This is a genomic window from Litoreibacter halocynthiae (genome assembly GCF_004365635.1).
Taxonomy (GTDB): Bacteria; Pseudomonadota; Alphaproteobacteria; order Rhodobacterales; family Rhodobacteraceae; genus Litoreibacter; species Litoreibacter halocynthiae.
This window is the reverse complement of the sequence record NZ_SOBH01000003.1, coordinates 106600-125188: the sequence shown is the minus strand read 5'-3', so window position 1 is coordinate 125188 and position 18589 is coordinate 106600. Positions and strand designations below refer to the sequence as shown.

General features: G+C 61.5%; 15 protein-coding genes. 7 read left to right on the top strand and 8 right to left on the bottom strand.

Annotated elements, in window-relative coordinates; translation table 11 throughout:
• The first annotated feature begins 133 nt into the window (after positions 1–133).
• The 6 genes from recQ to BDE40_RS12365 all read left to right on the top strand — a co-directional run bounded on the left by recQ (position 134) and on the right by BDE40_RS12365 (position 6340).
• A complete protein-coding gene (gene recQ, locus BDE40_RS12390; protein ID WP_134015953.1) occupies positions 134–2173 on the top strand; it encodes a DNA helicase RecQ in 2040 nt (679 codons plus the stop codon).
• Between the two features lie 45 nt (positions 2174–2218).
• Positions 2219–3001: a peroxide stress protein YaaA gene (gene yaaA / locus BDE40_RS12385; RefSeq protein WP_134014962.1), complete on the top strand. Its 783-nt coding sequence runs from the start codon at positions 2219–2221 to the stop codon at positions 2999–3001.
• Between the two features lie 129 nt (positions 3002–3130).
• On the top strand, positions 3131–4615 hold the full coding sequence (locus tag BDE40_RS12380; protein WP_134014961.1) for an FAD-binding oxidoreductase: 1485 nt from the start codon (positions 3131–3133) through the stop codon (positions 4613–4615).
• Between the two features lie 4 nt (positions 4616–4619).
• Positions 4620–5027 (top strand): hypothetical protein, encoded by a 408-nt coding sequence (locus BDE40_RS12375; protein ID WP_134014959.1) that lies wholly within the window; start codon positions 4620–4622, stop codon positions 5025–5027.
• Positions 5024–6079, top strand: a complete 1056-nt coding sequence (locus tag BDE40_RS12370) for a hypothetical protein (RefSeq protein ID WP_134014957.1) — start codon at positions 5024–5026, stop codon at positions 6077–6079. Before BDE40_RS12375 ends, BDE40_RS12370 begins: the two co-directional genes overlap by 4 nt.
• A complete protein-coding gene (locus tag BDE40_RS12365) occupies positions 6080–6340 on the top strand; it encodes a hypothetical protein (RefSeq protein WP_134014955.1) in 261 nt (86 codons plus the stop codon).
• Positions 6341–6391: 51 nt separating this feature from the next.
• On the opposite strand, the gene BDE40_RS12360 is transcribed toward BDE40_RS12365, so the two are convergent.
• The 8 genes from BDE40_RS12360 to dapE form a co-directional block, all read right to left on the bottom strand.
• Positions 6392–7012: a hypothetical protein gene (locus tag BDE40_RS12360; RefSeq protein ID WP_134014953.1), complete on the bottom strand. Its 621-nt coding sequence runs from the start codon at positions 7010–7012 to the stop codon at positions 6392–6394.
• 89 nt (positions 7013–7101) lie between these two features.
• Positions 7102–8373, bottom strand: coding sequence for a tetratricopeptide repeat protein (locus tag BDE40_RS12355; protein WP_134014951.1), 1272 nt, complete (start codon positions 8371–8373; stop codon positions 7102–7104).
• A 142-nt stretch (positions 8374–8515) separates the two neighbouring features.
• Positions 8516–10333 (bottom strand): translational GTPase TypA, encoded by a 1818-nt coding sequence (gene typA / locus BDE40_RS12350; protein WP_134014949.1) that lies wholly within the window; start codon positions 10331–10333, stop codon positions 8516–8518.
• 127 nt (positions 10334–10460) lie between these two features.
• Entirely contained in the window at positions 10461–11234 is a 774-nt protein-coding gene (locus BDE40_RS12345) for an L-iditol 2-dehydrogenase (protein WP_134014947.1), read from the bottom strand.
• 14 nt (positions 11235–11248) lie between these two features.
• Positions 11249–12604 (bottom strand): lytic murein transglycosylase, encoded by a 1356-nt coding sequence (locus tag BDE40_RS12340; RefSeq protein WP_134014945.1) that lies wholly within the window; start codon positions 12602–12604, stop codon positions 11249–11251.
• Between the two features lie 64 nt (positions 12605–12668).
• Positions 12669–14912, bottom strand: coding sequence for a ribonuclease R (rnr, locus tag BDE40_RS12335; RefSeq protein WP_134014943.1), 2244 nt, complete (start codon positions 14910–14912; stop codon positions 12669–12671).
• Between the two features lie 31 nt (positions 14913–14943).
• Entirely contained in the window at positions 14944–15543 is a 600-nt protein-coding gene (locus tag BDE40_RS12330) for a TIGR04282 family arsenosugar biosynthesis glycosyltransferase (protein ID WP_134014941.1), read from the bottom strand.
• Positions 15536–16684: a succinyl-diaminopimelate desuccinylase gene (gene dapE / locus BDE40_RS12325; protein WP_134014939.1), complete on the bottom strand. Its 1149-nt coding sequence runs from the start codon at positions 16682–16684 to the stop codon at positions 15536–15538. Before dapE ends, BDE40_RS12330 begins: the two co-directional genes overlap by 8 nt.
• Positions 16685–16981: 297 nt before the next feature.
• Between dapE and BDE40_RS12320 the strand changes: the two genes are divergently transcribed.
• Positions 16982–18562, top strand: a complete 1581-nt coding sequence (locus BDE40_RS12320; RefSeq protein ID WP_134014937.1) for a Hint domain-containing protein — start codon at positions 16982–16984, stop codon at positions 18560–18562.
• Positions 18563–18589: the final 27 nt, after the last annotated feature.

The following is an 18589-nucleotide window of genomic DNA, read 5'->3' as shown; positions in this document are numbered from 1 at the left end:
GCAGAGATACGCTTATTGCAAGTCATTCGCAAAAACTTCTTCTAGATGTAGTGGTCACAGGGATTGTTTGCACAAGTAAAATATGGGAGTTTCGGCCAAAATCGAGCAAATGACAAAAACAGGCGAAACCCCCATGCAAGACCCGCAAACGCTGCTGGCCGATATATTCGGATTCGACGCCTTCCGTCCCGGTCAACGCGACATTGTGGATGCCGTTTGCGCAGGGAAAAACACGCTGGCCATCATGCCGACAGGCGGCGGCAAGTCGCTATGCTTCCAACTGCCCGCCCTTGCCCGCGACGGGCTTACCGTTGTGATCTCTCCGCTCATTGCACTGATGCGCGATCAGGTCCGCGCCATGCGGGCGGCGGGTGTGCAGGCCGGTGCGCTCACCTCCGGCAACACCGAGGAAGAGACCGACACGGTCTTAGACGCGCTGCACGCAGGCACTCTGAAACTGCTCTACATCGCCCCCGAACGCCTCGCCTCCAGCGGCACCCGCGACATGCTGGGCCGCGCGAACTGCACCATGATCGCCGTGGACGAGGCGCATTGCGTCAGCCAATGGGGCCACGATTTCCGCCCCGACTACCTGCGCATCGGCGAGTTGCGCCGTGCGCTAAACGTGCCGCTGGCCGCCTTCACCGCCACCGCCGACGCGGAAACCCGCGAGGAAATCGTCACCCGCCTGTTCGACGGGGTGCAGCCCGAAACTTTCATGCAAGGCTTCGACCGCCCCAACCTGAACCTCGCGTTCGAGGTCAAGGACGGCCCCCGCCGCCAGATCCTCGACTTCGCCGCCGCCCACCGCGATCAGGCGGGCATCGTCTATTGCGGCACCCGCGCCAAAACCGAAACGCTGGCCCAAGCCCTGCGCGAGGCAGGCCATTCCGCCTGCCATTATCACGGCGGCATGGACAAGGATGACCGCCGCGAAGTGGAGCGTAGGTTCTCCCAAGAAGACGGCCTGATCGTCGTCGCCACCATCGCTTTCGGGATGGGTGTCGACAAACCCGACATTCGCTGGGTCGCCCATGCAGACCTGCCAAAATCCATCGAAGGTTATTATCAGGAAATCGGCCGCGCAGGCCGCGACGGTACCCCTGCCGACACGCTGACGCTTTACGGCCCCGACGACATCCGCTTCCGCCGCCAGCAGATCGACGAGGGGTTAGCCCCCGACGACCGCAAAGCCGCCGACCACGCCCGCCTGAACGCGCTGCTGGGACTGGCCGAGGCGCTTGAATGCCGCCGCAAACCCCTGCTGGAATATTTCGGCGACACCGATATCACCTGCGGCAACTGCGACCTGTGCGACAAGCCCCCCGACACGTTCGACGGCACCGTCGCGGTGCGCAAGGCCCTGTCGGCAATCCTGCGCACCGGTGAATATTTCGGCGCAGGCCACCTGATCGACATCCTCTTGGGCAACTCCACCGACAAGGTGCAGGCCCGTGGCCATGACCAACTGCCGACCTTCGGGATTGGAGGCGAATACGACAAACGCGGCTGGCAGGCCGTGTTCCGCCAGATGATGGGCCGCGACCTGATCCGCCCCGACCCGTCCCGCCACGGGGCCTTCCGCATGACCGAAGCCGCCCGCCCCATCCTGCGCGACGAGGCCACGATCACGCTGCGACGCGACACCATCAAGAAGGGCGCAAACCGCCCCGCCGTCAAAACGCTGGTCTCCGACGAGGACGCGCCGCTGCTCTCCGCCCTCAAGGCCAAACGCCGCGCCTTCGCCGAGGCCGCGCGGGTCCCCGCCTACGTGATCTTCAACGACAAGACCCTGATAGAGATGGCCGAAACCCGCCCCGCCGATCTGGACGCCTTCGCCCGCATCTCCGGCGTCGGTGCCAAGAAGCTCGAAAGCTTCGGCGCGGCCTTCCTCGAAGTCATCAACGGCGCCCCCGCGCCGGAACTGCATCCGACCCGCCGCAAGCTGGCAGGCCGCGACAGCGGTGCGCTTTACGATCAGCTGCTGGAGGCACAAGCCAACCTCTCACGCGGCCCCGAGGGCTATGACAAACCGCTCAGCTGCTCCGCGTCCCTGATCGCCAAGGTGGCAGAGGTCAAACCAAGCGATACCAACTCCATGGCCCGCCTTTTGGGCGACCGCCGCGCCGAGCGTTTCGGCGAGGCCTTCCTCAATGTGCTCCGCGCCTCTTGAGGCTGCGGCCCAGCCCCCTACATTAGGCCTCAAAGGAGACCGCCCATGCTGACCGTCATTTCCCCCGCCAAGAAACTGGATATGTCCGAGGTCGACGTGACCCCGACACAGCCCGAATTCCAGACCCAAGCGAACGAGTTGGCAAGCGTGGCCCGCGACCTGTCCGTGAACGACCTACGCAAGCTGATGCACATCTCCGAAAACCTCGCCAAGCTGAACCGCGACCGCTTCCGCAATTTCGCCGACGCCAGCACGCCAGACAATGCCCGCCCCGCGATGTATATCTTCGCGGGCGACACCTATACGGGTCTTGAGGCCAAAAGCCTCGACGCCGAAGAAGTCACCTTCGCCCAAAACCACCTGCGCATCCTGTCCGGCCTCTACGGCCTGCTCAAGCCCCTCGACGCGATCCAGCCCTACCGCCTGGAAATGGGCAGCCGCCTAAAAACGCAGCGCGGCAAGTCCCTCTACGACTACTGGGGCGACACCATCAGCAAGGCTCTGAACCAGCAGGCGCAAGAGGTGCAAACCGACACGCTGATCAACTGCGCCAGCCAGGAATATTTCGGCGCGGTTAAGCCCGACGCCTTGTCGCTGAACGTCGTCACGCCCCAGTTCTACGAAGACAAACCCGGCGGCCCCAAGATCGTCAGCTTCTTTGCCAAGCAGGCCCGTGGCGCGATGGCGCGGTTCATCATCCAGAACCGCCTGACCAAGCCGGAACAAATCCGCGACTTCGACACAGGTGGCTACACCTACCAGCCCGACCAGTCCACGCCGGACCGCCCTGTATTCCTACGCGCCGAGGCGCTCGCTAAAGCCTCCTAGAACGCCAGCGGGTCGCAACGCATCTTTTGCCAAACAGATAGAATCTGCTTAATCTGCCGTTAACCGTTACAAACTCCGCGGAAATTCCAATGACGGGGTCGAAACAGAAGACGGGGCAGAGGACACCAGATGAGCAATACAAGACGCGCATTCCTGCTCGGCACTGGCGCATTGGCTGGCGCATATGCAACCCGCAAGTATTACACCACGCCCGACCCGTCCGGTCGTCTGCTTGGTGGGGTCTCGAATGATCCGCTTGTCCTCAATGACGCGTCCGAATTGTCACCGACGCGCGTGGCCAAGCATCTCACACTTACCGACCGGTTTGAGACCCCGCAGATCGACGCGCTCAGGGCCGAGCTGGTCGATGCCAAACAAGCGGGTCGCCCCGTCATCGCCTCCGCCGCGCGCCATTCGATGGGCGGGCAAAGCATGGCTGTGGCTGGCACCACGATCACCATGGACCACGACTGGATCGAGCTGGACAAAACCGCGCTCACCTATCGCTGCGGCGCAGGCACCCGCTGGTCCACCGTGATCGCAAAGCTGGACGCGGAAGGGTTCTCTCCCGCCGTCATGCAGTCCAACAACGACTTTGGCGTGGCCGCTACGTTTTCGGTCAATGCCCATGGCTGGCCAACGCCCTTTTCCGGCATGGGCTCCACCGTTGACAGTCTGCGCATGATGCTGGCCGACGGGTCCTATATCAACTGCTCGCGCGACGAGAATGCCGACATCTTCTTCGCCGCAATGGGCGGCTACGGACTGTTTGGCGTGATCACCGATATGACCGTCAGGATGGTGTCCAATTCCCGCCTGCAACCAACGTTCGAGAAGATGGATGCCGAGTTGTTCGGCCCCCGCTTCGTGCAAGCCGTCAAGGGGGGGACGGGCGTGCAGATGGCCTATGGCCGTCTCGACGTCAGCAAGGACCGCTTTTTCGAACGGGCGATGATGATCACCTACCGCCCCACCCAGGACCAAAGCGACCTGCCCCCCGCCCCCGGATCCGGTTTCATGTCCAAAGCGGCGCGGTCGGTCTTCCGCGCGCAGCTCGGCTCCGACAGCGCCAAGCACCGGCGCTGGTGGTTCGAATCCGGCCTTGGCCCGTGGATCGGCGGCGGGGAGACCACCCGCAACACGCTGCTGAACGAGCCGGTGATAACGCTCGACGACCGCGACGACACCCGCACCGACATCCTGCACGAATACTTCATCGCCCCCGACAAATTCGCAGGCTGGATACATGCCTGCCGCGAGGTGATCCCCTCAAGCTACCAAGAGCTGCTTAACATCACGCTCCGCTACGTGGCGCAGGATGGCGAAAGCTGGCTCAGCTACGCTCCTGCCGACCGTATCGCCTGCGTGATGCTGTTCTCTCAGGAGAAAACCCATCGCGGCGAGGAGGACATGAAACGCATGACGCAGGAATTGATCGACCGCACCCTGGATCTCGGCGGCAGCTACTACCTGCCCTACCGCCTTCATGCCCGCCAAGACCAGATCATCAAGGCCTATCCCGGTCTGCGCCCCTTCGTGGCCAAGAAACGCGCCATGGACCCGACCAACCTGTTCCGCCACGCGATGTGGGACACCTACATGGCAAGGGGTTAACCCGATGACCACATTGCGCCTGATCACACTCGGCTACTTCGTCTCGCTGCTCATCGCGGCGTCGCTAAACTACCTGCCCATCCCCGGCATCATCGATGACCAAGCCTACGCTTTCGGCATCTTCGCGCTGGATGTGTTCGACGACCTGCTGCACGTGGCATCGGCCTTGTGGGCATTGGCCGCCGCATTAATCTCGCACCGCGCCAGCCGCATTTTCCTGACCTATTTCGGCGCTTTATACTTTGCTGACGGCCTGCTCGGCCTCGCCACCGGCTCCGGCTTTCTGGACGCGGGCATCCTGATCTACGGGTTCTATGAATACCCCAGTTTCCTGATCAAACTCGCCGCCAACATCCCGCACCTGTTCTTAGGCGGCTTCGCCCTCGCCGCCGCCTATTTCGGCCGCAAATGAAGCGCCTGCTCAAATGGCTAGGGCTTGGGATGCTCGCACTGGTCCTGCTGATCGCTGCACCCATCGCCTACACCGAAACCATGTGCCGCGGCACCCCGCTGGAACAAGCCGAGGCCAGATATATCACCGACCCTACGTGGCAACGGGCCGAGGCACGGACCTATCTCACCTACCCCGAATGGCATATCGTCTACGCCTATGAAGGCTATGCCGAGGTCCTGAAACGCGCCGACCCGCATAACTTCCCCTACACAAAAGCCGTCACCGGCTTCTGGTCATCCCTCTGCGCCCTGACCGAGAAGGCTGATGAGTTGGGCAAGGCAGGCACCGACGCCAAGCTGACGATCTACACCATCGGCGCCAGCTTCACGCTGGAGATGCTGTTCAAAGCCGCCTACGAGGAAACAATCGGGCGCATCGCCTCTTGGACCTCCGACACCTCCCCGCAAGACAAGGTAGAGATGGCGATGGCCGCCGACTACGCCACCTTCCTGCAAGAAATCCCGTGGTACAAATACGACTTCGACGCATGGTACGCCAAGCTCATGGCCGCCCCCACCGAAGGCATCCGCTCCTACGAGCGCCGCATAGCGCTCGGCATCGAATGGAAAGCCAAGGCCGCCTACGCGCGCATCATCGCCAAGGCCGCAGGCGCGGTGGGTGTGGACAAGCTCACCATGCGCATCGCCATCCAAGGCGTCACGCCCGACGACCTAAAGGCATACCCCGAGATCACTGTCATCTCCGGCGAAGGCGGCACCATCATCGCCGAAGTCCCCCGCTACCGCACCTTCACCAAACTCGTCGAAAAGCTCCTCTTCGACTACAGTCAGGCCCGCATCGTAGAAGTCGCGGGCAATGACGACATTCTTATCAGCCTCGACGCCCGCCCAAATCCTGTGCTCCGTGACGATCTGAACGTGCTTTCCATCACCAACCGCGTTGGCTTTTACGAGCGAACCCGCGTGCTGGTCGCGATGAAAGTCGACCAGCTGCATACGCTCACCCCCACATTGAAGCTGAGCGGGCTGGAGCACATATATGACTACTAGATGCGCCCGTTCCTGATCATAGTCACTCTTGCCGTCGCATGGGTCGCCTTGGCCCTCGGTGCCATGCTCACCGGCACGATCGAGACGGCAGCGGTCCCCAAAGGCACCCGCATCCCCGCGAATATCGCGGTCATCGGCACCGCCCCCGGCTTGCTCATTCTACGCAGCGATGATCCCGGCTACGTGAGCAAACTATACCAAGCAGGCGCGACCTTCGTGCTGCCCGCCCGCCGCAAGACCTGCCTCGACCTGCAACGCTGAAGACACAGGGCAAACCCCAGTCTCCATTTGGTCAAAAATACTCAAATTCCGTCAGCAGCCGAAAAACCCGCAATCGCGGTATTTCAGAACCGCTTCAAACGTCTTGGGCAACGTGCCGGACGGCTGGATAATCTCCAGCGTCGGGATCACAAGCTCCACCGTCGTCCCGTCCGCTGAAATCGTCCCGTTGGAGCTTTCCACTTCCAGCGCACGGAACCGCATGACAATCTCGGACCCTTCCAAACCGCCGGTGATCATTCCGAACATCGGGTTGCTGGCGTCAAGTTCGTCGGGCTTGCCCTCAATATTCTCAAAATCAAGCGGCAGGCTGATCTTCATCCGCTCGTCATCCAGCCGCACAAACTCCATCTCGCCAAAGAACGGGTCTTCGGTCTTGGCCTTCTCGGCTTCCTTCATCGCGTCGTCGATGGTCATGGTCTCGGTTGTCCGGCAGGAGACGCTTTCCGGTGTCTCGACCTTTTCAGAGTCCGGCGGGCAAAGCCCTGTCCCCTGCTCCCCCATCATCTGCATCATATCGAACAGCTGTCGTCCCAGCACCATCGTGGTGTCGGCGGTTATAATCTCGTCCTCGCCGATCGTGACCTCGGATTCGACATCAAGACAGGCAGCCAAAGGCAGCATCATAATCAGGGCAAGTCGGCGTAGGCGCATTGTGAAACTCCAAAAACAATGCGGCCAGTTTGCCCGACATAAAGCCCGTTGAAAAGAACGCGTGTGAAGGCGGCCTGCAGCGACGCAAATCAAAGCCCGAGGACCGCGTTGCCAATCGCGGCCTGGGGGCGGTGCATGGCCAATTGCCGGCGCGCTTCGTCGTGACGTCCCAGTCGCAGCAAGACCCCGATCGACGCATATTCAATCAGATCACGTTGCGCACGACTTCCCCCCAGCCGCGCATGATCCCACATCGCCTTGGTCAAATAGTCGTTCGCTGTGGACCAGTTCTGATCCGCGATAGCCCTGAACGCCTCCGCCAGATAGCGCACTATATCTGCGGCAGGGCCCTTGGCGCCGGTGATGATGCGCTCTAGCGCCTCTGACCGTCCGGCCATCGCGTAGGCAAGTGCCGCGTGTGCATCCGCGAACCCCAACCGCGGTTGCGGGAATTTCGCGGCGGCATAGTCACAAACGACCTGCCAGCGCCTCTTGGGAACCTCGACGCCCGACAGTTCGGCGCGGTAGAGGACGGCGGCCAGATCAACCATCACGTTGAGTGGAGGCCCCCACGCCCCACTGGGGTCGATATCGCGGTCTACCACCCGCCACATCTCCTCTGTGTCGCCGCGCGCCAACGCCCAAAGCGCGATGTGCCACGCGATATGGCAGTGCATTTGCCCCTCTTTCTCGTAGGAGCTTTGCCAGTCGGTGATAAACGCATATCCGGCGTCGGTTTGGCCGGTCTCATAGTAAAGATGAGACCGGAAATGGGCACCATGAGCATTTCGCGGATTCGCCGTCAGGGATTTGTCGATGCTGATTTCTGCGCGATCAAACTGCCCCACCTCAACCTGTGCAAAGCCCAAAAGGCCTTGAAACCACCAATCATCGCCGTAATGCGGCGCTAGAGTTTCCGCCATTGCAAGGTTGTCCGCCTCCCGCCCGGGCTGTCCGCTGAACCCGATCAAACTCAGAACGCCAAGGCAAGCCTGCGCGACAAGCACGTCGCGGGGGTAGTCGCGCAGTTGCGCGCGGGCGGCGTCGTAGGCGGCGGTGCTTCGGCCCGCGACCAATAACCCGACGAAATGGATCTGTCGTTGTTCGCGGTCGGTCAACGGCCTGCCGCACTTCTGCGCCGCATCTAGGGCCGCGCGTGCGCCTTCAACGTTTCCAATAAGCTGACGGTAACGGGCCAGAACCGCGTAAGGCAAAGCAAAATCGGGGTCTTCGCGGTTGGCCAGAGTGAGTGCCGCTTCCACCCCGGTTCCGGCACTAAGGAACAGATCAAGTCCAGAAACATACGCGTCCCGCGCAGCTTGGGAATCGGTAGACACTGGGTTTTCGTAGCGGTCCTTCATTGGGTGTACCTTCGCTGGACGCCGCCAAGATACATTAATGCGCGCGATCTGTCTGCCCAGCGACTTACACCATCCAAGGGCCTGCAACGAAAAAGGCCCCGGCATTTCTGCCGAGGCCTCACATCAAGTTATCGCAGTGCCCTTAAGCCGAGCGCGACGCGCGTTTGCGCTCGTGCGGGTCAAGGTGGCGCTTTCGCAGACGGATGGCATTGGGGGTCACCTCCACCAGCTCGTCATTGTCGATATAGGCAATCGCCTCTTCCAGCGACATGCGCACAGGCGTGGTCAGACGCACCGCTTCGTCAGTGCCGGAGGCCCGCACGTTGGTCAGCTTCTTGCCCTTCAGCGGGTTCACTTCCAGATCGTTCTCGCGCGAATGCTCGCCGATGATCATGCCCTGATACACAGGCTCCTGCGCGCCGATGAAAAACTTGCCACGGTCCTCAAGGTTGAAGATCGCGTAGGCCACGGAAACCCCGTTCTCCATCGAGATCAGAACCCCAGCGCGGCGCCCCGGAATCTCGCCCTTATGCGGCGCCCATTCGTGGAACACACGGTTCAGCACGCCGGTGCCGCGGGTGTCGGTCAGGAACTCGCCGTGGTAGCCGATCAGCCCCCGCGACGGCACATGCGCGATGATGCGGGTCTTGCCAGCGCCCGCCGGTTTCATCTCGGTCATCTCGCCTTTGCGCACGCCGGTCAGCTTCTCGATCACCACGCCGGAATACTCGTCATCCACGTCGATGGTGACTTCCTCGACCGGCTCGTGCCGCACGCCGTCAATCTCCTGGAACAGCACCTGAGGGCGCGAAACCGACAGCTCGAACCCTTCGCGGCGCATGTTCTCAATGAGCACGCCCATCTGCAATTCGCCACGCCCCGCAACCTCGAACGCATCGCCGCCCGGCGTGTCGGAGATCTTGATCGCCACGTTCGACTCTGCCTCTTTCATCAGGCGGTCGCGGATCACGCGGGACTGCACTTTCTTGCCGTCCTTGCCCGCCAAGGGCGAGTCGTTGATCCCGAAGGTCACGGTAATCGTCGGCGGGTCAATCGGTTGCGCGGGGATCGCGTCATTGACCTCCACCGCGCAGATCGTGTCCGCCACGGTCGCCTTGGTCATGCCCGCCAGCGAGACGATGTCCCCCGCTTCCGCCACGTCGATCGGCTCTTGCGTCAGGCCCCGTGCCGCCAGAATTTTCGTGGCGCGGAACTGCTCGATCTTGGTCCCGTCCCGCGACAGCGCCTTGACCGTCTCGCCCACTTTCAACGTGCCCGCCTCAACGCGCCCCGTCAGCAGGCGGCCAATGAACGGGTCCGCCCCCAGCGTGGTTGCCAACATGCGGAACGGCTCGTCGCGGGCCGCCACCTGCTTGGGCGCAGGCACATGCTCCACGATCAGGTCCAGCAGCGCCGACAGATCCTTGCGCGGCCCATCCAGCTCCATATCAGCCCAGCCCGACCGGCCCGAGGCATACATGGCAGGGAAATCCAGCTGGTCGTCATCCGCGCCCAGATTGGCAAACAGGTCGAATACCTCGTCCAAAGCACGATCCGGCTCCGCGTCGCCCTTGTCCACCTTGTTCAGAACCACAATCGGACGCAGGCCCAGCGCCAGCGCCTTGGAGGTCACAAACTTGGTCTGCGGCATCGGCCCTTCGGCGGCGTCCACCAGCAGCACAACGCCGTCCACCATGGACAGGATGCGCTCCACCTCGCCGCCGAAATCGGCGTGGCCGGGGGTGTCGACGATGTTCAGGCGAATGCCCTTCCACTCGACCGAGGTCGCCTTGGCAAGAATCGTAATCCCGCGCTCGCGTTCCAGATCATTGCTGTCCATGGCCCGTTCGGCCACAGCTTGGTTTTCACGGAACGAGCCGGATTGCTTGAGCATTTCATCCACCAGCGTCGTCTTGCCGTGGTCAACGTGAGCGATAATCGCAATATTGCGAAGGTCCATTAGACTAACCTTGTAAGGAGTGTTTGCGCGCGACCTAACGCACCCGCCCTACAAAAGCCAGCCTATTCGCGGCAACGCGGCAAATAGGGCCGTTTACTGCGGCTTAAAGGCTTGAAGGACTGCTCCCTCAGCTCATCCACTGCCCGCCATCGACGTTATATGTCTGGGAAACGATATAATCGGCATCCGAAGACGCCAGAAAGACCGCCATCCCCGTCAGGTCGGCCGGCACCGCGAAACGTCCCGCTGGTACACCCGCTTCCACCTCGGCTTTCTTCTGGCCCAATGGCTTGCCCTCAAGCTTGGCAAACATCGCGTCCACATGTTCCCAATGTTCGCCATCCACCACGCCCGGGGCGATGGCGTTGACGTTGATGCCGTCCTTGATCAGGTCCAGACCGGCTGATTGGGTCAAGGAGATCACCGCCGCCTTGGTCGAGCAATACACCGCTACCAGCGCCTCGCCGCGCCGACCGGCCTGCGAGGCCATGTTGATGATCTTGCCACCATGCCCTTGCTTGACCATCTGCCGCGCCGCCGCCTGCATCGTAAACAACGTGCCCGCCACGTTGACTGCGTACAGCTTGTCATAGCTGGCCCGTGTAATATCAACCGTCCGCGACGCATCAAACAATGCGGCGTTGTTGATCAGGATATCCAGCTTGCCCGCATTGGCCACAACAGCGGCTATCCCTCCATCAATACTGTCCTGACGGGTCACATCCATCTGCACAGCATAGGCCACATCGCCCAGTTCTTTTGCGGTTTGCTGCGCCGCCTCAAGGTTCACATCCGCAATCGCCACCGTGGCACCTTCGGCGATATATGCCTCGGCAAACCCACGCCCAATTCCGCGCGCAGAGCCCGTTATCAGCGCCGATTTTCCATCCAGTCGTTTCATGTGGATGCTCCAGATTACCGCAGTTTCTTCAAAATATCCAAGCTCGCATACCCGTCCGGCACCAGCCCGATAGAGCGCTGGAAGCCGCGCACCGCCTCGATCGTCAAAGGCCCGATCTTGCCGTCGATTTTCTTGGTGTCGAAGCCCTTGGCGGTCAGCAGTCGCTGCATCTCCTTGCGCTCTGCAAACTTCAAGGCACGGTCTCCACGCGGCCAGCCCGACCGGATCGCAGGCCCGCCCTTGATCCGGTCCGCCAGATGCCCCACCCCGATCACATAGGCGTCGGCGGTGTTGTAGCGCTCGATGACCGAAAAGTTCTTGAAGATCATAAACGCCGCCCCCTTCGCCCCCGCAGGCAACAGGATCGACGCTTGCCCATGGTTCGGTACGGTTTGCCCGTTCATCCCCTTGATACCTATTGCGCCCCATTGTGCAGGCGATTTCAGTATCTTGCGGTTTGCCAACGCGTAGTCGAAGCCTTGGGGCAAGGTGACCTCCACCCCCCAAGGCTGCCCCTTTACCCAGCCAAACTTCGCCAGATAATTCGCCGTCGACGCCAGTGCATCTGTCGGGTCATCCCCCCAAATGTCGCGCTTGCCGTCGCCGGTGAAATCCACCGCGTAATCCAGATAAGAGGTCGGGATAAACTGTGTATGACCCATCGCACCGGCCCAAGAGCCGGTCATGCTGCGCGGGGCCACGTCGCCGGATTGCAGGATTTTCAGACCCGCAATCAACTGCTGCTCGAAAAACGTGCCGCGCCGCGCGTCAAATGCCAAAGTCGCAAGCGAGCCCACCAGATCCTTTGAGCCGCGGAACGTGCCATAGGCGCTCTCCAGCCCCCACACGGCGGCCACGATCTCCTTGTCGACACCAAAGCGCGCCTCGATCCGGTCCAGCGTGCTTCGATGTTTTGCAACCGCCGCCTTGCCATTGGCAATCCGCGTGTCACTGGCTGCACTGTCGAGATAGTCCCAAAGCGTCTTGGTAAACTCGGATTGGTTGCGGTCGCGCTTGATCACATCCGCATCATAGCGGACACCCAGAAACGCCTGATCAAATGTCGTGCCGGAAATGCCTTTGGAAAGCGCACGCGGGCGGAAACCTTTGATCCACGCCTGAAACCGCGCATTGGATGCGACCAGATCAACCGGAGCAGGCTCCGCGGGGGCCGCCTCACGCACAACGCCGCGCAAACGCGGGCGCAAGGACCGCTCCACTGCCAAACGCGAGGTCGTGGGCGAAATGACCAAGGCCGCCTGCACCGCAGGCACGTCAAAGGCAGGCCGTAAAATCGGGCGCTTCGACGCCTCGGCCATAGCGCCCTGCGCCATGCAAATTGCGACTGTTGTCGCCGTTAGAATTCTCATTTTTGACACCTGCTCGTGTTCTCGGTTTGGAAACAGTCTACCCAGAATCAAGACCCGAGGAAAGCTAACCCCGTTTGCGCGACAGCTTCTTCTTCAGCTTGGCACCTTTGGCCTTGTATTTGCCGGACTTGCGCCCTTTTGGCGGACCACCGCGACCGCGTCCGCCCGTTTGCGGCAGCGCTTTTCCGTCCAGCTCCAGCAATTCCAGCACCAATCCGCCGGTGATCGGCGTGGCCTCCGCCAAACGCACCAGAACCCGTGCGCCAAGTCCGATCACCACGCCGGATTTCTCGCCCCGTAAGGTCTGCGCGTCGCGGTCATAGGCGAAGTATTCGCGCCCCAGCGTGCCAATAGGAATGAATCCGTCCGCCCCCGATCCGTCCAGCCGCACAAACAGCCCGAACTTGGCGATCCCGCTGACGCGGCCCTCCATCTCGGTGCCCACACGGTCCGCCAGGAAGGCCGCAAGATAGCGGTCGGTGGTATCACGTTCCGCCACCATCGAGCGCCGCTCGGTCATCGAGATATGCTCGCCCGTCGACTTCAGATCATCGTCGACCAGCCCGTCATTGCCAAAGTTATGCGCCGAGATCAGCGCACGGTGTACGATCAAATCCGCATAGCGCCGGATCGGCGAAGTGAAATGTGCGTAGTCCTTCAAGGCCAATCCGAAATGCCCGAAATTCTGCGGCCCGTAATAGGCCTGTGTCATCGAACGCAGGGCCGCAATATTGATCAACTCCGCCTGATCCGTCCCCTCGGCCTGTGCCAGAAGCTGGTTCAGATGCCGCGTTTGCAGCACCTGCCCCTTGGCCAGCGTTAACCCGCTGGCCTGAACGATTTCGCGCAGGGCATCCAGTTTTTCGGGGCTGGGTTCCTCATGCACGCGGTAGAGCAGCGGCGTGTTGCGGGCCTTCAACTCCTCGGCGGCGCAGACATTGGCCAGCACCATGAATTCCTCGATCAGCTTATGCGCATCAAGCCGCTCCCGAAACGCGACGGAGATCACCTTCCCCGCCTCGTCCATCGCAATCTTGCGCTCCGGCAAATCCAGCTCCAGCGGTTGCCGCCTATGCCGCGCCTGCCGCAGCACCTCATAGGCTGCAAACAGCGGCGCGATCACGCTGTCCATCAACGGCGCAACCTTATCGTTTGGATCGCCATCCTGCCCCGCCTGAACCTCTTCGTAATTCAGCGACGCAGACGAGCGCATGAGCCCGCGCGCAAATCTGTGCGAAAGCTTGTTGCCTAGCGAATCCAGCACCATGCGCACCGCCATACACGGGCGTTCAACCCCCTCATGCAGCGAGCACAAATCGCCCGACAGCGCCTCCGGCAGCATCGGCACCACACGGTCGGGAAAATAGGTGGAATTGCCCCTTTTACGCGCCTCGACATCCAGCTTCGAGCCGGGCGTCACGTAATGCGCCACATCCGCAATCGCGACCCAGACCACATGCCCGCCCTTGTTCTTCGGGTCGTCATCGGCATGGGCATAGCAGGCGTCGTCATGGTCGCGCGCGTCGCTCGGGTCGATGGTGATCAACGGCAGCTCGCGCAAATCCTCGCGTTTGCCCAGCTTGACGGGCTTGGCGTTCTCGGCCTCCGCAATCACGTCGTCAGGGAATTCATCCGGTATCCCGTGCTGGTGAATGGCAATCAGAGACACGGCACGCGGCCCCGCAGGGTCGCCCAACCGCGCCACGATCCGCGCCTGAGGCAACCCCATCCGCGACTTCGGCCCCGTCTGCTCCGCCTCGACCAATTCACCGTCCAGCGCTCCGGACACGGCCCCCGGCGGTACCCGCCATTCCTTGTCGTCGCCCTTGTCGATCGGTGTCACCCGCCCGCCTTCCGCGCCTTTGCGGAAAATGCCCAGAATCTTCGCCGGCCCCGTGCCAATGCGCCGGATCAGCCGCGCCTCGTAGGCATGATCCTCGCCTGACACCTTGGTAAGGCGGCACAACACGCGGTCGCCCTCGGCCAAGGCGGGGTCGCCGTCCTTGGCGATGAACAGCACCCTTGGTGGGGTATCCCCTGCCTCCACCGGCTCCAGAAACAGGTCGCCATCCGCATCCACACCGGTGACGCGGCACACGGACACGGGCGGCAACGCCCCGTCCTCGCGATAGGTCTTGCGCCGCTTCTCCAGATGCCCCTCGTCCTGCAACTCCTTGAGCATCCGCTTCAGATCAATCCGCGCGGCGCCCTTGATGCCAAAGGCGCGTGCGATGTCGCGCTTGTTGGTCTTGGTCGGGTTGTCCTCAATGAAGGACAGGATATCGGCTTTGGTGGGAAGATTTTTCATGGACACCGCCTAACATGCCCCACGCGGGACGTCATTGCTTCATCTTGGTATAAATATTCACAGCGCCAAGGTCCGCCACAGTATCGACGTCCCTTAGAGTATCAACATAAGCCACTCGCGCCCCGCACAAGGACGCAACGCTGTCGGCCAGCGCATGTTCCGTCGACCAGCGCACCCCGTCGAACAGCCCCGCATGACGCCGCATCCCCTTGAGGCCGACGAGCCAGTAGCCACCATCCAGCGCGGGGCCGAACACGGCCTCCGCCCCGCCCAATGCCGCGAACGCGCGGGCCACATGCGCCCGCGTCACGCCCGGAATATCCGCCCCGATCACGCAGACCGGCCCCGCTTGCATGGCATCCATCGCAGCGCTCATCCGGTCGCCCAAGTCTCCACGCCCCTGCGCCAATCGCCGCAAATCCGCAGGCCAGACCCGAGACGACAGCCCTTCTACATCAGGCGACACCGCCAGCACCAAGTCCCATCGCGGATCGCGCAACCGGCGCAACAGCGCGCCCGTCTGATGGCGAAACCACCAAGCCGCGCCGACCATGCCCAGATCGCGCCCCAGCCGCGTCTTCACGCGGCCTGGATGCGGCTCCTTGACCATGACGACGAGGGTTTTACGCAAAGTAGTCCTGCAAAATGCGGGTGTAGATACCTTTGAGCTGGCGCACCTGTTCCACACTCACCCGCTCGTCCACTTGATGCATGGTTTTGCCGACCAAGCCGAACTCCACCACAGGGCAGTGATCTTTCACAAACCGAGCGTCCGACGTCCCGCCGGACGTGGACATCTCCGGCACCACGCCCGTTTCCGCCTCCACGCTTTTCGCCACCATCGCGGACAACTCGCCAGGCGGGGTCAGGAAGCTTTCGCCCGAGACTTGGGTTTTCATCTCGACCACAGCGCCACTCTCGGCGGCAATCTTATCCGCCTCACCACGCAGCCACGCGATCAACCCGTCCGAGCTATGCTCATCATTGAACCGGATATTCACCGTCGCGCGGCACTCTGCCGGAATGACGTTGTTGGCCGTGTTGCCCGTGTCGATCGTGGTCACCGCCAAGGTGGAGGCGTCGAAATGATCCGTCCCCTCGTCCAGCACATGAGACGCCAGCCTGTCCATCAGCCGCGCCATCACCGGCACGGGGTTCAACGCGCGGTGCGGGTAGGCGGAATGGCCCTGCACGCCCTTCACCGTGAAATAGGCCGTCATAGAGCCACGCCGCCCGATCTTCATCATCTCGCCCATCTCGTTGGGGCAAGTAGGTTCTCCCACCAGACAAACGCTCATCGCCTCGCCCTGCGCCTTCATCCAGTCCAACAGCGCCACGGTGCCGTCCACCGCATCCCCTTCTTCATCGCCGGTGATCGCCAAAATCACCGCCCCGTCCGGCGGCGTATCGCGCACGAAATCCACGGCAGCGGCGGCAAACGCGGCCACGCCGGACTTCATGTCGGTGGAGCCGCGCCCGTATAAAAACCCGTCTTTGATCTCTGCTCCAAACGGGTCCATCGTCCAAGCGGCCTCGTCCCCCAAAGGCACCACATCGGTGTGCCCATTGAAGCCGAAGCTACGCCCGTGGCCCTTGTCGCCCCAGCGTGCATAGAGGTTCGAAACCTCTCCACGGTCGACCCGCGTGCAGTCAAATCCGGCCTCTGATAGCAGCGTTTCCAAGGCCACCAAAGCGCCCCCTTCGACAGGCGTCACCGACGCGCAGCGCACCAAAGCTGCCGTAAGATCAACAGGATCAATAGGTTGGTTCATTTCGCTCTCCGCTCATTCTCCACCCCTTCTAGCCCGCCCCATAGGTGCGGCGCAATCGCAACAGGCAGGCTGAAACTAAGGCAAAATCTTGGGGAAATTGGGTCGATGCCAAGAAAATCCTTCCCCGTAAGCAAAACCGTACGTTAACAAGATACTAATAATATTAAGCCCGAGGCAGGGTATGCGGTTCGCAATAGAACCGTTCGAGCGTTAGATTACCGAGTTCCAGCTTATGCGGAAAGAATCGCATTCTTTCTTCGGTTTACGCTCGCCTGCTCTCCGGGGACGGAGGCAGTAATGGTTGCAGCATCGGAGATTCCGATCAATGAAGGCGCGTCTGCGGTGCAGATGGCCAACGAGATTTTCGGCAACGGCGCAACCGTGGTCGGCGCATCCTATTCCGGGTGGTCCCAATCTTCGGGCATCTACTCTAACGGCGACAGCGTGTCTCCCGGTGTAACGCCGGGCGATACGGGCGTGATACTGTCCACAGGGCGGGCCAGCCATTTTACCAACTCCCGCGGGCAGGCCAATCAGGACACAAACACCTCAACCAATACTCCTGGTGCAAGCAACGACGCTCAGTTCAACGCGTTGGCAGGCACCAACACCTATGATGCCTCGATCCTGACGGTCGACTTCATTCCGGTCGGCGACACAATGTCGATCCAGTTCGTGTATTCCTCCGAGGAATACCCCGAATACGTTAACTCGATTTACAACGATATGGTGGGCGTGTGGGTCAACGGTGCGTCAGTTTCTTTGGCGGTAGGTGACGGCGATTCCGACATCGGCAACATTCATGCCACCAACAACGAGAACCTCTACAACGACAACACCACGTCCGACTTCAATACCGAAATGGACGGCTTCACGGTCACCCTTACGCTGACACTAAACGTCAATCCTGGGGTGGTGAACTCCATCCGCATCGGTATCGCCGATGTGGCGGATAGCAACTACGACAGCAACCTGCTCATCGCGGGCGGGTCGATCCAAAGCGACGTGCTGGCCTATGACGATGCTTTCGATGTGGTCCAGAACGGCACCCCCACCTTGGATGTTCTCGCCAATGACGTTGAAGGCAGCGGCGGCACGCTCACCATCACCCATATCAACGGGCAGGCCGTAACGACCGGCAGCACCGTCACGCTGGCAACCGGTGCGCAGGTCACGTTGAACGCGGATGGCACCTTTGGCTATGTCAACGATGCTGATATTGAAGAGGTCAGCTTCACCTATACGATCGAAAACAGCGCTGGTGTATCCGACGTCGCGTTCGTGACGGTTAACACCATCCCCTGCTTTGTGGCCGGAACATTGGTGGAAACACCCTCGGGTGCCCGCGCGGTCGAATCTCTGGTCCCCGGCGATCTGGTCATCACCAAAGACGAGGGCGCGCAGCCCGTGCGCTGGATCGGGTCTCGTGCAGTGGACGCCACCGGAACACTGGCCCCCATCCGCATCGAGGCCGGAGCCTTCGGCGATCACGACGCCCTGTCGGTCTCTCCACAGCACCGCATTCTGATAAGCGACGAGATGGCCGAAATCCTGTTTGGCGAGAAAGAGGTATTGGTCGCTGCAAAGGATCTGGTCAACGATCAGACTGTGCGCCGTGATACGTCACAGGCGCAGGTGACTTACGTTCATATCCTCTTCGACACCCATCAGGTGGTCTATTCGGAACGCTTGGCCACCGAAAGCTTCCTGCCCGGGCCGCAATCGCTCCAAAGCTTCGACCACGAGGTCATAAACGAAATCTGCACTATTTTCCCCGAGATTGATCCCATGACCGGAACTGGATATGGGGCAGCAGCGCGCACCGCGCTGAAGGGATACGAGGCGCAGCTGCTGCTGTCGCAAGGCTATGCGGCGTAGCATTACCCCCAAATATGGCAACAATGC

Excerpts from the sequence above, each read along its gene's own strand:
- recQ (WP_134015953.1), top strand. The coding sequence starts at position 134 with ATGCAAGACCCGCAAACGCTGCTGGCCGATATATTCGGATTCGACGCC.
- yaaA (WP_134014962.1), top strand. The coding sequence starts at position 2,219 with ATGCTGACCGTCATTTCCCCCGCCAAGAAACTGGATATGTCCGAGGTC.
- BDE40_RS12380 (WP_134014961.1), top strand. The coding sequence starts at position 3,131 with ATGAGCAATACAAGACGCGCATTCCTGCTCGGCACTGGCGCATTGGCT.
- BDE40_RS12375 (WP_134014959.1), top strand. The coding sequence starts at position 4,620 with ATGACCACATTGCGCCTGATCACACTCGGCTACTTCGTCTCGCTGCTC.
- BDE40_RS12370 (WP_134014957.1), top strand. The coding sequence starts at position 5,024 with ATGAAGCGCCTGCTCAAATGGCTAGGGCTTGGGATGCTCGCACTGGTC.
- BDE40_RS12365 (WP_134014955.1), top strand. The coding sequence starts at position 6,080 with ATGCGCCCGTTCCTGATCATAGTCACTCTTGCCGTCGCATGGGTCGCC.
- BDE40_RS12360 (WP_134014953.1), bottom strand. The coding sequence starts at position 7,012 with ATGCGCCTACGCCGACTTGCCCTGATTATGATGCTGCCTTTGGCTGCC.
- BDE40_RS12355 (WP_134014951.1), bottom strand. The coding sequence starts at position 8,373 with ATGAAGGACCGCTACGAAAACCCAGTGTCTACCGATTCCCAAGCTGCG.
- typA (WP_134014949.1), bottom strand. The coding sequence starts at position 10,333 with ATGGACCTTCGCAATATTGCGATTATCGCTCACGTTGACCACGGCAAG.
- BDE40_RS12345 (WP_134014947.1), bottom strand. The coding sequence starts at position 11,234 with ATGAAACGACTGGATGGAAAATCGGCGCTGATAACGGGCTCTGCGCGC.
- BDE40_RS12340 (WP_134014945.1), bottom strand. The coding sequence starts at position 12,604 with ATGAGAATTCTAACGGCGACAACAGTCGCAATTTGCATGGCGCAGGGC.
- rnr (WP_134014943.1), bottom strand. The coding sequence starts at position 14,912 with ATGAAAAATCTTCCCACCAAAGCCGATATCCTGTCCTTCATTGAGGAC.
- dapE (WP_134014939.1), bottom strand. The coding sequence starts at position 16,684 with ATGAACCAACCTATTGATCCTGTTGATCTTACGGCAGCTTTGGTGCGC.
- BDE40_RS12320 (WP_134014937.1), top strand. The coding sequence starts at position 16,982 with ATGGTTGCAGCATCGGAGATTCCGATCAATGAAGGCGCGTCTGCGGTG.